The sequence below is a fragment of the Paracoccus denitrificans genome (assembly GCF_900100045.1).
Lineage (GTDB): Bacteria > Pseudomonadota > Alphaproteobacteria > Rhodobacterales > Rhodobacteraceae > Paracoccus > Paracoccus denitrificans.
This window is the reverse complement of record NZ_FNEA01000015.1, coordinates 127630-141717: the sequence shown is the minus strand read 5'-3', so window position 1 is coordinate 141717 and position 14088 is coordinate 127630. Positions and strand designations below refer to the sequence as shown.

Below are 14088 nucleotides of genomic sequence, written 5' to 3'. Positions count from 1 at the left end.
TGCACCATGGGCGCCGTCCTGCACCACGGCCGCCTCACCCTGTGCACCGACCTCGAGGAGGCCATCAGAATGCACGAGGAAATCCTCAGGGTCCCACCGGACACGCAGGACGAGTGAGAACCAAGGGGCACAAACAGCCACACCCATCACCAAAAAGACCGACGTGACGGGGGCGGCTTATCGAATTGCTTGGAAGCGTCGCGCCCATCGGGCGGATTTCGGTAGCGGGAAGCTTAGCCCTAGCCGGTCATTTGTTCCCTGTATGTTCCTGATCTTGCCAATTGGCAATTTTCTCAACTGCCGTAATGTTGGCGAAGGAACGCGTCGAGGGCAGCCCTCAGATCGCTCTCGGCGATCGTGGCAGGGAACTCCAGACGGATCTTCTTGCCACGCCGCTCGACGGCCATGCCGTTCTTTGTCCCCTCGAACGGGTTCGCGTCCTCGGCAGGATTCGCGCCATAGGCCGCGGCCTTGAGCCGGGCGAGAATCCTGGGCACCGGCACATAGGCCCCCTGCCCTGCCCGCGCCCGAACCTGCTCGGCGGCAATGCTGGCGGCTTCGGCCAGCACCTTGTCCTCCGCGTCCTGCAGAAGCGGCCGCACGCTGCGCGCGTGAAGCTCCTTGATCTCGGTGATCTGCGGCCATGCCTCGACCACGACCTGCGGCAGACGGGCGAGATAGAGATAGCGCGAAAGCCATGCCTCCGAGACTTCGAGTCGCGCCGCCATCGTCTTTTGCTTGCCGCCATAATAGAGTTCGAGCGCCTGCAGATAGTCGCGCGCCCTTTCGTAGTCGCTCAGATCGGCCCGGTCGCGATTCTCGATATCGGCCAGGCGGAACGCCTCTTCGTCGGTCAGGTCGCGCACCTCGACCAGATAGCGGAACTGGGGATAGTTGTTGGCGCGCAGCCAGCTGACGGCGAAATGCCGGCGCGCGCCGCAGATCACCTCGTATTCAGCCCCCTGCCCTGCCGGCAGTCTGCGCACGATGGCCGGAAATTCCTGCTGGCCCTGCGCCTTGAGGCTGTCGATCAGGTCGCGGCAGTTCTCTTCGGTCAGCAGGTCATAGGCGCGGTTGTGGCGGCTCCACATCACGCAAGCGGCCGGATCGACCCAGCGCAGCACCTTTTCCTCGCGCTCGCCGCTGTCGGCCAGCGCGTTCTGCCGCTTGAGGAAACGTGCGCCGCCCCGATCGGCCGCGGCCGGTGCCGAAAGATCCTTCAGCACATCGTCAAAAATCGCATCATGGCGCTTGCTCACAGCAGGCCCTCCTTGCGCAGTTGGCGGTGATGGCTGGGCCAGGTCTTGCGGATCAGCAGCTCGACCTCGCGCCCGACCGCATCCAGATAGGCGCGGCAACGCTTGTGGGTTTCGGTCCGCGTCGCGGGCCCGGTCAGTTCATAGACGGTCATCAGATTGGCGGTGGCGTTGTCGATCTCGGCCGAATCCTTCAGCGATGCGCTCAGCATATCCTGCGGAAAGACCGCGTCCATCATGCGCTTGATCGCCTGATGCGCCGATTTCTGGTCGTTCATCTTGGAGGTCAGGATCTTGACGAAACTGTATTCGCGCGCACCGCCATGGCGGGCCAGTTCAGCCAGCGTGGATTCCATCATCTTGAGGAAATGCGCGGTCGAGGCGAAGTCGATATTGTTCGGCGGCGCTGGGATCAGCAGCGCATTGGCCGCGCGCAGCACCGAGAGCGACAGCATCCCCAGGGCCGGCGGCGGGTCCAGCAGGATGATGTCGAACTGATCGGCGATCGAGGCCACGCCCTCGCGCAGCCGGTCCAGGATGAAGGTCGGGTCGCGCGCCATGCGGGCGGCGAATTCGTATTCCGCGTCATAAAGCCCCAGATTGGCGGGAATCAGCGCAATGCCCGGCCAATAGGTCGCCCGCAGCGCATAATGCAGCGTCTTGGGGCCGCCATGCTGCAGGAAGGGGTAAAGCGTATCCTCTTCCTCATCGACATCCACATCGGGGTTGAGACCGAAAACCGCGGTGGTCGAAGCTTGCGAATCGCAATCGATCACGCAAACCCGGTAACCCTTGAGCGCGAAATGCTGCGCCAGATGCACGACAAGGGTGGACTTCCCTACCCCGCCCTTGAAGTTCTGCACGGCCATGACCAGCGGCGGGTCTTCGGGCGCGCGATGCGGCAGAGTGCCGAAAACCTCGCGCATCCGGTTCACCTCGGCCAGCGTGTAGCCATGCCGGCGGTTCGTGGCGGCATCCTTGACAGGTTCAGGCAGCCTGCCGTCGGTTTCGGCATCTCGGATGGCCTTTTCGGACCGACCGACCATTTCCGCCGCAGTGCGGACGTTGAACAGCAATTCAAGTTGCTTTTGGGTTCCGGGCGCAAAGACACGCTCGCGCAGGCGTTCGATCACGGTCGAGGCGCGCTGGCTCAGCACGGCAAGCTCTTCCAGGGTGACGGGGGGGACAGCTGAATTCATGGGATGACTTTTCTGCTCGTTTGCGGTCACTATGTCGAAAGCGGCCCGATCCGTAAAGTTCGGATTTTCGGGGGCGGATCTTCAAAAAGCGATAGTTGCCCCATGAGTGTCTCATGACCGGAAGTGATGGGCGCTTTGCTAGATCTTACTGAGATTTTCCATCGAAGCCATCCCGATTTGTAAGGCTTTCAGGAGCAGCTGTGCCGTCGGCAACCATCAAACCTGTGGAAAAACAACCAAACCCTTGGTTCTGATTCATGGATTCACGATTCAAGAACCCGAAAGTCTTGATATCCATGCGAAATCAGGCGTTGCTCTTACGGATTGGGATGTATCGCGCTACTTTCCGGGATAGGAGTCCCTACGGATTGGGTGCGCTGGCATTACATGTCGGGTGAGTCCGTAGCCTTACAGATTGGGTGAATCGCGCATCTTCGCGACAGGGGCCAAAATTATGCAGTGAAAGCAAGACACTGCGAATCAGTCTCGAAGGGTGCGTCCGCTTGGCGCTTACATTTTGGGTGAGGCCCGCGCGGAAGCCGGCCACAGGCTTGAAATCTTACGTCCTTTCCGATACAAAAGTAAGCAATATGGGGTAGGGGAAGCATGGCTGAGTCGGCGATTCGAACGGTCGAGGCGCGTCCGAATGCGGACAGTCTGATCAAGCCGGGCGAGCTTGTCGACCTCATCGAGGTCACGCCCCTGACGTTGAACGACCGGCGCATCTATAACCAGCTTCTGGAGAACGCCTGGGAAGCGATCGACAAGCCGGTGACGCATGTCATCGCGAAATCTGCGCTGCGGGGCAGCCATAACTCGAATGACCGTGTCGGCGAAAGCCTTGAAAGGCTGATGTCGGCCATCGTGAAGGTCGCGGTGATCTGGGATGGCGAGCCGGCGATCGAGCGGGTGCAGCTTTTGGGCGGCAACCTGGAAAGCGGCAGAAGCGACGGGCTGCTGGAATATGAGATCCCCGCACGGCTTCGCAAGATCATCCGCAACAGCCAGGTCTTTGCCCGATTGCAGCGCGAGGTGATGTTTGCGCTGTCCTCGAAATACGCGCTGACCCTTTACGAGATGGTGCAGAAGCGCGGCAACCTGCGCTGGAAGGCGTCGGAGCGTTTCACGCTCGAGGCACTGCGGGGAATCATGGGCGTCCCGAAAGGTAAGCTTTCGTCCTGGTCGAACCTGAAGCTGCGCGCCATCGACCCGGCGGTGGCCGAGGTGAACGCGCTTTCCGACTACATGGTCGAGATCTCTCCGATCAAGACCGGGCGCGCCGTGACCCATGTCGAGATGCGCTGGTGGCGCAAGGATGGCGATGCCAGCGGCGCAGCGGACCGGGCGCTGCAATTCTCGAAAGTCGGAAGGCGGGTCAAGGCTGAAGGCAGGACCGAGCAGGTCGCGGTGGGGCAGGAGGCGCGGCCACGCCCGGGTTGGCTGGATTCTCGCGGACCAGCCCTGCAAACGGCGACATACGAGACGGCTCGGCTACGTCACCCGGGCTATGATATCTATTTCGTCGAGGGCGAATGGCGCAGCTGGATGGCGGGCAAGGAGCCTGCGAAGGATCCCGACCGCGCCTTCCTGGCATTCTTCCGCAGCTATGCCGAAAAGAACCCGCTTTAGAAAAATTGCCAATTGGCAATTTCCGTCTTGCCAGCATTCATGGAGCCTGCCGGCCAAGGATCGCCTAGGTCAGAGCTCCATCACACAGCAGGGCAGGGGTTAACCGCATTTTGGGCTGTTTCTGCGGATTAAAAGTCTATCAGATTGAAGACTCGCCGGAATGCGTCGCAGGAAAAATGCTGCTCAGGCGTTCCTTTTCCCTATTATGGCACAGAAAAGCCCAACGGCAATACCCTGATTCGCGGCGCCGGATGCTGTGCCGACCGGCCGCCGTCGAACATTGCATCCCGTCGGGCAAGGCCAGCATGCCGGGGTCACAGCCGCGTCTGGGTCACGCTTGCGCTGTCCCGATGCCAGGCCAGCGTCTGCGGTCGCACCTTGGCCAATGCCTGCACCAGCATTCCGGTGATCGCCGCTTTCAGCAGGTCGCCGGGAATGAAGACCGCGATCAGCGTGAAGGCTTCGGCCAGGCTCTTGCCGCTGACGATGGAAAGCCCGGTGGCGCCGCAGATATAGAGGATCGCGATCCCGCCAAAGACCGCACCCAGCCCCGCCGCAAGTCCGGCCGAGCGCAGTCGGACATGCTCGACGAAGAAGCCGGTGGCAAAGGCGGCGACCGGAAAGCCAAGCGCGAAACCCGCCGTCGGTGCGGCGAAGGCGCCAAGCCCTCCGCGTCCGCCCGCCAGCAGCGGCAGGCCGAGTGCCACCAGCAGCAGGAACAGCCCCGCAGCCGCAGCGCCACGCCGCGCGCCCAGTACCGCACCGGCCAGCATGACGCCCAGCGTCTGCGCCGTGATCGGCACGCCGAAGCCAAGGGTGATCTGCGGCACCAGCCCCAGCGCCGCGATCATCGCGGCGAAAAGGGCGATCTGGGCGATATTGCGTTCCATTGTGGTCTACTCCTGTTGCTGCGGTCCAAGGGCGCCGCCCCGCGCCCGCAAAGCTTCGCCGACATGATCGGCGTCGTCCAGTGCTTGCAGGGTCAGCGGCAGGATCAGCCGCCAGCCGGGACGGCGGCGGGAACGGGCGCGCCATGCCTCGGCCAGCGTTTCGGCGCGGGCGACGAGAACCGGCGTGAAGCGGATGACCAGCGGGATGGCGATCTCCAGAACCCCGGTCGGCAGGCCCAGCCGGCGCAGCGGTGCGGTCAGGCGGCGGACCAGATCGACCATGTCCTCCAGCCCCGTGGTCATGGTCACCAGATTGGCCAGTGCGATCAGCGTGACCATGCGCAGCGTGATCAGCAGGCCCATCCACATGTCGCCGCTGATCGCATGCCAGGCCAGCAGGACGACGACAAAGGGCAGCACCACCCGCAGGCTGCGCAGCCCCGCGCGCAAGAAGGCCGGCCCCGGCGCGGCGTAAAGCGCCAGCACCGCGACCGCCGCTGCGCCAAGGATAGGGATATCCCGAACCATGAACAGCCCGGTCGAGGCCAGGCACAGCGCCCCCAGCTTCAGCCCCGCCGGCCAGCGATGGGCGCGGGTCTCAACCGGCGAGGTCAGCGATATCATCAAGGTCCCCCAGCCGGATCATCTCGGCGGTGAAATCGGGCAGCAGTGCGGCAGGCGTGCCTTGCGCGACGATGCGGCCCCGGTCGAGCCAGAACAACTCGTCGCAGCCCTCCAGATCGGATGGCTCATGCGAGATGTGCAACAGCCGCGTCTCGGCCCGATGCAGATAGCGGCCCAGCTGGCGGCGTGTCGGGATGTCCAGCCCGGCATAGGGCTCGTCCAGGATCAGCAGCCGGGGCCGCATGGCAAGCACCGCCATCATGCAGACCAGGTGCTTCTGACCCTGCGACAGTGCCGAGATCGGCGCGTCCCGCCAATGCGGCTTGTCGAAAGAGCGCAGCACGGCTTCGACCCGCGCGGCCGCTTGTGCCTTGTCCAGCCCCTGCTGGCGCAGGCCGAAGGCGATCTCTTCGGCGATGCGGGGAAAGATGATCTGGTGCTCGGGGTTCTGGAACAGGATGCCGACGGTTTCCAGCGCGGCACGGCGGTCGCGAAAGATGTCGTGGCCGCTGATGCGGACCTGGCCGCTGCTTGGTTCCAGCAACCCGGCGAGCAGCCGCGCCAGCGTGCTTTTGCCCGAGCCGTTCCGGCCGACCACCCCGATGCGCCGGGCCGAGGAATGCAGCGTGATGCCGCTCAGCACCGGACGCCCTCCGGCTTCATAGCCCAGATCGTCCAGCCGGATCGCGAAATCTGCCGTCTCACACCGATGCAAGCAGAGCCTCCTTTTCGGCCTTGTCCCCTGACTGTGCCCCGGATGAGTGAAAACCGCGGCGGGTTGCAACCCCGAACGTCCCGCTGGTGCCGGTCCTTGCCCGGAAAATCGGTTGCGGGGCAGGGGGCCTGACGCCGGCTGGCACGGTTCGGGGCGGGTATAACGGCATGACCGGGTGCGGCGTGTCGCCGACGGCCCGGTCTGCATTGCCGAGCCGGCGAAGGATGAGGCTTGCAGATGCAAGCCCCTCGGATGGGCCGGCGGCCAGGCGATCACCGTCCTGGGAAGCACCGCGCTCCCTTGGAGAATTGACATCAATCGGGCCTGCTTCCATTGTCGCCATCCTTGCCTTGCCCTGCCGATCGCGGAACGATGCTGAAATCTCTGATCCACCGGGTTCTGCCCAGAAGCTATATAACCGCCCGGCATGGAAGCGTCAGCCGTTGGGTGCTGGGCGCCGGTGCCTATGGCGCGGCACTGGCCACCACGATGGATCACACGCTGGCACGCGAGGTGTGGCGCCGGATGTGGGCAGACGACTATCCCAGCGGGCTGGCGCGCCTCGCATGGTATGCCCGGCGCAGGTTCCCCGGACTGGACATGTCGGTCGATCCGCTAAGCCTGTTCTGCTCCGGCATGACGCCGCCGGAACTTCAGGCCATGCGCCGGTTCCTTTTGCGGCATGGGCGGGTCGAGGACGAGGCTTTGCTGGGCGAGCTGTGCTTCATCTCGGCCAGCGCCGCGATCGAAACCTTCGGCACCCCTGACTATGTCGAGAATATCAGCCGGCTGCGTGCGGATGCCGGGGCGCTTCTGGACCGCAGCCTTTCCCGGATGGCGGAGGCTGCCGATCCATCCGCACAACCTTTGGCTGAATCCCGCCGCGCGCCCACCGCCATCTCCTCACGGGCGGGGTTTTCGCCCCTTGGTGCCGAAACCGCCTTGCGGGATACGCTGGCACTGCTCGAAACAGGGGGGTTCCGTCCCTTCATCCTGTCGGGCACCTTGCTGGGCGCGATCCGGGAAGGGCGGATGCTGGAGCATGACTACGACATCGATCTTGGGCTATTCGCCGACGAAACCGACCTGACCCGTCTTGAACGGCTGCTGCATCACAGCCCCCCCTTCCGCTGCATACGCCACGAATGCCAGACGCTTATCCTGGACGCTCCAGCGGGCCTGCGGCGTCGCGACATGCCCGCCGTCTACAAGCTGCGCCACGCCAGCGGCATCATGATCGATATCTTCCTGCATTACCGCGAGGACGATGTCATCTGGCATGGCACGGCGCTTTACCGATGGGAAAACAGCCCCTTCACGCTTTCGCCTTGCGATCTGGCGGGGATCAACCCGCTGGCCCCCGCGAATGCCGAGCAGAACCTGACCGAGAATTACGGCGACTGGCGAGAGCCGAAATACAGCTTTCACTGTGCGCTCGATACGCCCAATCTGGCGCTGTTCGCCGGCCCGATGGCGCTGGCGGTCGCGATACGCCGTTTTTCGATGCTGCTTTCGCGTCCGGCCGATGCCGCGCGATTGCTGGACCAGATGGCGGCGGCGGGCTTTATCGAGTCGGATCCTGAAAAAGGCTGGAAAATTTCCGAAGCGGTCTTCCGGCCAAGCAGCGGGCAGGGCAGGGGTGGATGATGGCGCGCAGTCGATGCTAAGCGAACCGAACGGGAACAGGGAGACAGGAAGCATGGCCAAGCCGGCCGGCGGTCCCCAATGATGGAAGAAGACGGGACGGGATATGCGGCGCCCACTGCGCATTGACATGACGGACTGGCACCGGAATAAGCGCCTGTTAAGGCTGGCTTTGGCCGAGGGTCTTGGCAGGATCAGATCGTTCATGGAAAAAATCGACAGCGCATCCGTCATCCACATTTCCGCCGACATACCGGCGAAAGAACTGCACGACCGAATTTCGAAACTGCCCAGACTGAACTTCATTCATATAGATCACTCTGGGGTCAGCCAGAATCCTGAGGACAACGTCATCACCCTGGCGCGCCGCGATCCTGCGCTCAAGGAAAAGCTGGTGCACATGGCCAATGCCGGGTTCCACCTGTATACCCTGCGCGATGGCATTTCCTCGATGGTGCATCATCGCCGCATCTCCACGCTTTGGCGCAACGTGATCTCGGGCGAGGTTTCTGTCGATGCCAATGGGGTTTTCAGCAAGCTGGAAAGTGCTCCTTCCAGCATCGGGGAACCAAGGCTGCTGGTGGTGTTTTCTTCGATTGCGGGCAAGATGTACACGCCCAGCCTGATGCGGCATTTTGAGCAGAATTTTGCCACGATCGGCAAATACATTCCGAAGAACACGCATATTCTGAGGATTGTCGATTTCGGAGGAGTCGTCGGCTCGTTCTATCTCAACTCTCGTGCCCTGCCGAACAACGAGAAGCACATCGCCGCCCGGATCGCGGACACCGCAGCGAAGCTTGGCGTGGCGCGAGACAGGATCCTGCTCTACGGCGGCTCCAAGGGCGGGACCGCGGCCGCCTTCTATGCGTTGCGTCACGGTTGGCGCGGGGTGGCGGTCGACCCGATCCTTTCGGATGAGCATTATGTGCAGAAGTACCGCGACCTGCATTTCACCCTGAACACATATGCCGCGACCAAACAGGAACGCTTTGCGGAACTGGTGCAAGCCGTCCATTCCGAAGCGCAGCTTTCCGTGATCTGCTCCACCCGCTCGCCGCAATTCCCCTATATCGAAAAGATCCTGATCGAGCGGTTTCGCGACCGCTTCCTGTTCCTGAACTCGGAAAACCCCGAGATCCGCTCTCACCCCGATGTGGGGCGGCAGACAATCCCGCATAGTTTGGCGCAGATCAATCAGCATCTTGCCGGGCTGACGATCGTCGGCGGCTATCATACGGTCTGGTGATCGCCGGGCGGTTGCGAAGCCGGAAGGGGGTTGCTAAGGGGATAAGTTCTTGGCGGATCAGCGCTCCGCCCTGTCACAGCGGAAAGCCCATGAACCTGACTGTCCATATCGGCACGACCAAGACCGGATCGTCGAGCATTCAGAAATTCCTAAGCAATAACCGCGACATACTGCGCGACAGGGGAATCCTGGTGCCGTCCAGTCTGGGGCGCGTCATCCATCTCAATGCGGTCCTGTCCGCATTGCCCTTTGGCAAAAGCCCGGATCTGGCTCAGACCATTCCCTTGACTGACGCCGAGCAGCATGCCGCCTTCCGCGAAAACACAAGCGCCGCCTTCAGGGAAGAGATCGCCGGGGCTCCGGGTTGCCAGGAAGTCGTGATCACCGCCGAACAGCTGCACTCGCGCTTGCCTCTGCCGGACTATATCCAGACGTTCCGTGACCTGTTCTGCCGCGATTTCAGCACGATCCGCATCGTGATCTACGTCCGGCCGCAGCTCGACCAGATCATCTCGCTTTATTCGACCATGCTGCGAGGTGGATACGCACATTCGCTGGGTGATTTCATCAAGAGCCGGATGCAGCCGATCTTCCGGCCTTATTTCGACCTGCGTGATGTCATTACCCGCTGGGCCGATGTCTTCGGCCGCGAAAACGTCATCGTCCGCCCCTACAAGGGCGTTGCCCGGGATTTCGGCACTCTGGGCGATTTCTGTGAACTGCTGAAGCTCGACCTGGGTGAAGAAGGCTGGCAGCTCGACAAACAGCAAGTCAACGCCTCGATCAATGTCGCTGGGCAAGAATTGCTGTTGATGCTCAACAAGACCGGCGCGCTGGACGCTGTCCAACGACGCAAGGTAGCGAAATGGGCTGAAGCCCATTGCACAGGCCGGGGCGCCATGCCGCCGCTGGCCCAGGCTCAGGCCTTTCAGTCCCAGTTCGATGAAGGCAATGCCTGGGTGACCGAGACCTTCTTCCCCGATCACCCGGAATATCTGGAACCGCGCTGGCCCGAGGCCTGAGCGGCGCTCAGGCCAGCTTGGCAAGCGCCGGATGCTCCGGCGGGGCAACGGGAGCGTTGTTGAGGCCGCAGACGATATCCTCGAACTCGCGCATCGTTTCCTCGATATAGGCCCCGCCGATATCGGCAGGCTTCAACGGCGGCAGGCGGCCCTCGATGGCGGCCTTCATGGCCGCGGCAAAGGCTTCCTCGGTCGGGGCGACGATATGGCCCACCCCGTCCTTCAGCACCGAGCGGATGCCCGGAATGTCCGAGCCGATGCAGGGCGTGCCAAGGCACAGCGCTTCGAGCAGGACCATGGGCTGGCCCTCGTAATCCGAGGACATCATGCAGGCATCGGCATGTGCCAGCAGCGGATAGGGATTCGAAACCTGGCCGAGGAACCGCACCTGTTCGGCCACCCCCTTGCGGCGGGCAAGCTGGACCAGCTTGTCCCGGACGGGGCCGGCGCCGCAGATCAGCAGGACGGCATTGGGATGTTCGGGGGCTATCCGGGCCAATGCGCCGATCAGCCGGTCATAGCGCTTTTCCGGCGACAGTCGTCCAAGGGCGATGAAGCGGAACAGCGTGGGGTCCTGGAACAGCAGGCCCGCCTCGGGATGGGCCAGCGAGACGGGCAGCCGCGCCCGTTCCGCCACCCGCTTCACATCCAGCGTATTGCGCACGGTGCGCGCCGGTCCCGTCGCGGGATAGTATTGCTTCAGGTGCGCCTCGTTCACCGCCCGGGTTTCGTCGGAAACCGCCACGATCTGGTCGAAGCAGTGATAGAGCTGGAACACCGCGTTGAGCGTGCGGCGATTGCGGGCCGCATCGAGGTTGGTATATTCGGCCCAGAGATGGCTGTGCTGATAGCAGACCTTGCGCGCGGCATTGCTGCACGCGATCACGCCGGTCCAGTAGGGGGCATAGCCGCCGAACTCGATGGCGACATCGAAGCGGGTATCGCCCAGGATCCGCCGGGCTTCGCGTTCAAAGATTCGCCGGATCACCGGCAGATCCTCGGGGTTCAGGTCGTTGCCGAGGCGGAAGTTCTGATAGATGGGCCGCTCTTCGTCGGTCAGCAGCATGTCGCCGCTGCGCAGGATCCAGTTGCAGCGGGGATCGAATTCATGGAACTGCTCCATGCGGTTCAGTTCGCTGTCCATGACCGGCGCGTCGATCAGGATGTAGGGGTCGAATCGCTCGAAATCGAGATTGGCGATCAGGCTCTTGAGCGAGGCGGTGATCCCGTTCGGGATCATTCCTCCCGGTTCGATCAGCAGGCGCATGCGTCCGTCCGGTCGGCGATGTTCCGTGCGCGCCTCTGGTTCCAGCAAGGCCGACAGCGCGGTTTCCGCCGCCCGGCCGTCTTCAAGCGGGGTAAAGCGCTGCCGCATCTGCTCGTAACCCGGGAAATCCGACGGCGGCCGGGCCGCGCGGATGGCCGCGATCAGGCCGGGAAAGTCCGTGGTGTTGGCGCAGGGCAGATCCTCGGGCTCCAGATAGAGCCCGCGCTCTTCGCGGTAATGCTCGATGTCGGGCGTGAACAGGACGATCGGCCGATCCACGGGCAGGAAATCGAACAGGATGCTGGAATAATCGCTGACCATAACGTCGACGATGGTCAGGATGTCGTTAATGTTGTCGTTCTCCGCCAGCAGGGCGACATTGGAGGCCAGGTCGGTCTGGCGGACCTTCAGCATCTGATGCGCTGAAAAGAGAACGAAATATTCCGAGCCCAGGGACTGGGCCACCTGATTGCAAAGTCTGGCCTGATCGCTGAAGACCTGCGAGATCTGGGTCGAGTTGCCCCGCCAGGTCGGAGCGAAAAGCACGATCTTCCGGTTTTCGCGGATGCCGTAGCGGGCGCGCAATTCCTGCCCCGACACCTTCGGCACGATCACGTCGTCGACCCGCGGCGCACCGCAGGGAAACAGCGCATCCGAGACGATCTGATCCACATAACAGGGCCTGATGGTCGCCCAGTGATAGTATTCGCTCATCTCGGGGATGACGTCGGCCTGAAGGAAGTTCCGCTGCGAATTGGCCTTTGAGACCAGCGGTGCCGCCATGTCGCGCCCCATGGCCTTCATCGGGACGCCGTGCCAGGTGTTGCAATAGTGCTGGCCGGCGCGACGGATGAACCAGGTGGGGAAAGTGACGTTGTTGACCAGATAGCCCGCTTCCAGCAGGGCGATGCCGTATTCCGGCGTCCCGGCCTGCACCAGCGTCACATCGGGATTGCCGGCAACCTCGTCGGGCGGCACCTCGCCCTCGACCGCCGTCCAGAAAATCCTGAACCGCCCCCGCGGCTGGCTGCGCAGCAGGGCGCGATACATGGCCAGCGGGTTGTCCGCGAACTTCTTGCCCCAATAGCATTCGAACAGGATCGTATCGGCCCGCGGTGCCACCCGGTCGAAGTTCTCGATATAAGCCTGCGCATCCAGCCCGCTTGCCCGGGCGGAACCCTCGGGCGACATCATTGCGCTGTAGCGCGCCTGAAGCAGGCGCGAGAGCCGCGCATAGGGGCCGATACTGCGGAACCGCGCATCAAGAGGCTTGTAGGCAACAAGAAGTTTGCGCAGTAATTTTTTTGTCATGTTCTGACACCATATTCTTGAACACGGCCGGGTAGAATCGGCAAACGAGTGGCGCGAAGAAAATGGCCTATATGGCTGGGATGAGCAATGGTGGCTCCTCCGGCCCGGCCTCGGGTTGCCGAATGGAGCCGGGACCGCGCCGCGGCGGGTTCGCGGCGGTCGGACCTGGACGGCCACCTTCGCCTTGCTGCTATCCTGCACGATGAACACAACGCAGGCATCGCAGCGCCGCTGGTCCAGACCCTTCGACTGGTCGCAACCCATTGGTATGGCGTCGATATCGTCATTTTCATCTCGTGGAATTACCGCGCCTTGACCGCCGCGTCCTTTCGCCGGCGGTCGGGTCCGATCCGGCAGGGAACGAGCTGCGGAGGGCAAGAGGACGCGGCGCAGACAGGCCGGATGTCCTTGGCCGGCCCCCTCGTGCACCCTTGCCCGGAAAGCCTGTGGCGGCGTGCATTTCCGGGGTCGCGGGATCGGGATGCCGGGTCATGATGTGTTGCTCATTCCGCCCGCCTGGGTAGAGCTTCGGTCAGGCGCCAGAAGAACGATGCGGCCGGTAGCCGAGGCGATCTGCGGGGCCGTGCAGGGTTTCAGCGCGCCCGCTTCAGTATGGCCGCCGGGCTCGTGCTCGACGGTTCGTCCGGTTGCAGGCTGCTGCGGATCATGGTGCTGGAAATCCCGTTGGTGCGTTCGAGATAGATCACCTCGCAAAGCGCGGAAAGATCGTCGAACTTGCCCTGCCAGTCGCTGCCCATGGTAAAGATATCGACGTGATAAAGCTTCACGTCGTGGGGTTTCTGTTCCCAGGTCCGTTCCGGGATGACCAGATCGACATAGCGCAGCGCCTCGAGATGCGCCTTGCGCTCTTCCCAGCTATGGAAGGCCTGCTTGTTCTTGCTGGCATTGAACTCGTCGGTCGAAAGGCCGACGATCAGGTAATCCCCAAGCGCACGGGCGCGTTGCAGCAGACGGATGTGTCCATAATGCAGGGTGTCGAAAGTGCCATAGGTCAGAACACGCCGCATCGCTTCGCTCCGGGCTTCCGCACCAGGCTCGGGCCACTCCCATCGTGGCCGCCAAGGCGGACAATCTATCATCTTGGGGCAGTCAAGGGGTTACTGCTATAGCACCTCCCGCAAAATGACAACCGTAGATCGTGCCGCTGTCATGGAAGTGACATGTCTTGTCACTATTCTCTGGCGCCCGCGATTGGCCGACATGCCCGCCTTGTTACGCCTCATGCGTGTCCGGCGGCGCACAGGTTCGCGCTTGGGCAGCA

General features: G+C 62.8%; 11 protein-coding genes. 4 read left to right on the top strand and 7 right to left on the bottom strand.

The annotated features are described in order from the left end of the window. Positions 1-293: 293 nt before the first annotated feature. Together BLT64_RS14925 and BLT64_RS14920 are read right to left on the bottom strand one after the other, a co-directional pair. Complete coding sequence (locus tag BLT64_RS14925) at positions 294-1259, bottom strand: ParB/RepB/Spo0J family partition protein (RefSeq protein ID WP_011751254.1); 966 nt, start codon at positions 1257-1259, stop codon at positions 294-296. After that, positions 1256-2455, bottom strand: a complete 1200-nt coding sequence (locus BLT64_RS14920) for an AAA family ATPase (protein WP_011751253.1) — start codon at positions 2453-2455, stop codon at positions 1256-1258. Before BLT64_RS14920 ends, BLT64_RS14925 begins: the two co-directional genes overlap by 4 nt. Positions 2456-3061: 606 nt before the next feature. Between BLT64_RS14920 and BLT64_RS14915 the strand changes: the two genes are divergently transcribed. Then, positions 3062-4084, top strand: coding sequence for a replication initiation protein (locus BLT64_RS14915; protein ID WP_011751252.1), 1023 nt, complete (start codon positions 3062-3064; stop codon positions 4082-4084). Between the two features lie 314 nt (positions 4085-4398). Here the strand turns inward: BLT64_RS14915 and BLT64_RS14910 are convergent, their stop codons facing one another. From BLT64_RS14910 to BLT64_RS14900, 3 genes are read right to left on the bottom strand one after another with little or no spacing between them, the layout of a single operon-like run. After that, on the bottom strand, positions 4399-4974 hold the full coding sequence (locus tag BLT64_RS14910; RefSeq protein ID WP_011751251.1) for a biotin transporter BioY: 576 nt from the start codon (positions 4972-4974) through the stop codon (positions 4399-4401). Between the two features lie 6 nt (positions 4975-4980). Beyond that, positions 4981-5598, bottom strand: a complete 618-nt coding sequence (locus BLT64_RS14905) for a CbiQ family ECF transporter T component (RefSeq protein ID WP_011751250.1) — start codon at positions 5596-5598, stop codon at positions 4981-4983. After that, complete coding sequence (locus BLT64_RS14900) at positions 5573-6313, bottom strand: energy-coupling factor ABC transporter ATP-binding protein (protein WP_041530742.1); 741 nt, start codon at positions 6311-6313, stop codon at positions 5573-5575. Before BLT64_RS14900 ends, BLT64_RS14905 begins: the two co-directional genes overlap by 26 nt. Positions 6314-6685: 372 nt before the next feature. On the opposite strand from BLT64_RS14900, the gene BLT64_RS14895 reads away from it, so the two are divergent. From BLT64_RS14895 to BLT64_RS14885, 3 genes are all read left to right on the top strand, one after another. Further along, the gene (locus BLT64_RS14895; protein WP_011751248.1) at positions 6686-7960 is read left to right on the top strand and encodes a LicD family protein; all 1275 of its coding nucleotides are present in this window, start codon (positions 6686-6688) and stop codon (positions 7958-7960) included. A gap of 202 nt (positions 7961-8162) precedes the next feature. Further along, the gene (locus BLT64_RS14890) at positions 8163-9206 is read left to right on the top strand and encodes an XcbB/CpsF family capsular polysaccharide biosynthesis protein (protein WP_049792445.1); all 1044 of its coding nucleotides are present in this window, start codon (positions 8163-8165) and stop codon (positions 9204-9206) included. 89 nt (positions 9207-9295) lie between these two features. Beyond that, positions 9296-10228 (top strand): hypothetical protein, encoded by a 933-nt coding sequence (locus BLT64_RS14885; RefSeq protein ID WP_041530741.1) that lies wholly within the window; start codon positions 9296-9298, stop codon positions 10226-10228. A 7-nt stretch (positions 10229-10235) separates the two neighbouring features. Here the strand turns inward: BLT64_RS14885 and BLT64_RS14880 are convergent, their stop codons facing one another. Then, positions 10236-12806, bottom strand: a complete 2571-nt coding sequence (locus BLT64_RS14880; RefSeq protein WP_011751245.1) for a glycosyltransferase — start codon at positions 12804-12806, stop codon at positions 10236-10238. A 593-nt stretch (positions 12807-13399) separates the two neighbouring features. Next, complete coding sequence (tagD, locus tag BLT64_RS14870) at positions 13400-13834, bottom strand: glycerol-3-phosphate cytidylyltransferase (protein WP_011751243.1); 435 nt, start codon at positions 13832-13834, stop codon at positions 13400-13402. Between the last annotated feature and the right edge of the window lie 254 nt (positions 13835-14088).

Bases quoted from the DNA above. Each gene is read 5' to 3' on its own strand.
- BLT64_RS14920 (WP_011751253.1), bottom strand. From the start codon at position 2,455: ATGAATTCAGCTGTCCCCCCCGTCACCCTGGAAGAGCTTGCCGTGCTG.
- BLT64_RS14915 (WP_011751252.1), top strand. From the start codon at position 3,062: ATGGCTGAGTCGGCGATTCGAACGGTCGAGGCGCGTCCGAATGCGGAC.
- BLT64_RS14910 (WP_011751251.1), bottom strand. From the start codon at position 4,974: ATGGAACGCAATATCGCCCAGATCGCCCTTTTCGCCGCGATGATCGCG.
- BLT64_RS14905 (WP_011751250.1), bottom strand. From the start codon at position 5,598: ATGATATCGCTGACCTCGCCGGTTGAGACCCGCGCCCATCGCTGGCCG.
- BLT64_RS14895 (WP_011751248.1), top strand. From the start codon at position 6,686: ATGCTGAAATCTCTGATCCACCGGGTTCTGCCCAGAAGCTATATAACC.
- BLT64_RS14890 (WP_049792445.1), top strand. From the start codon at position 8,163: ATGGAAAAAATCGACAGCGCATCCGTCATCCACATTTCCGCCGACATA.
- BLT64_RS14885 (WP_041530741.1), top strand. From the start codon at position 9,296: ATGAACCTGACTGTCCATATCGGCACGACCAAGACCGGATCGTCGAGC.
- BLT64_RS14880 (WP_011751245.1), bottom strand. From the start codon at position 12,806: ATGACAAAAAAATTACTGCGCAAACTTCTTGTTGCCTACAAGCCTCTT.
- tagD (WP_011751243.1), bottom strand. From the start codon at position 13,834: ATGCGGCGTGTTCTGACCTATGGCACTTTCGACACCCTGCATTATGGA.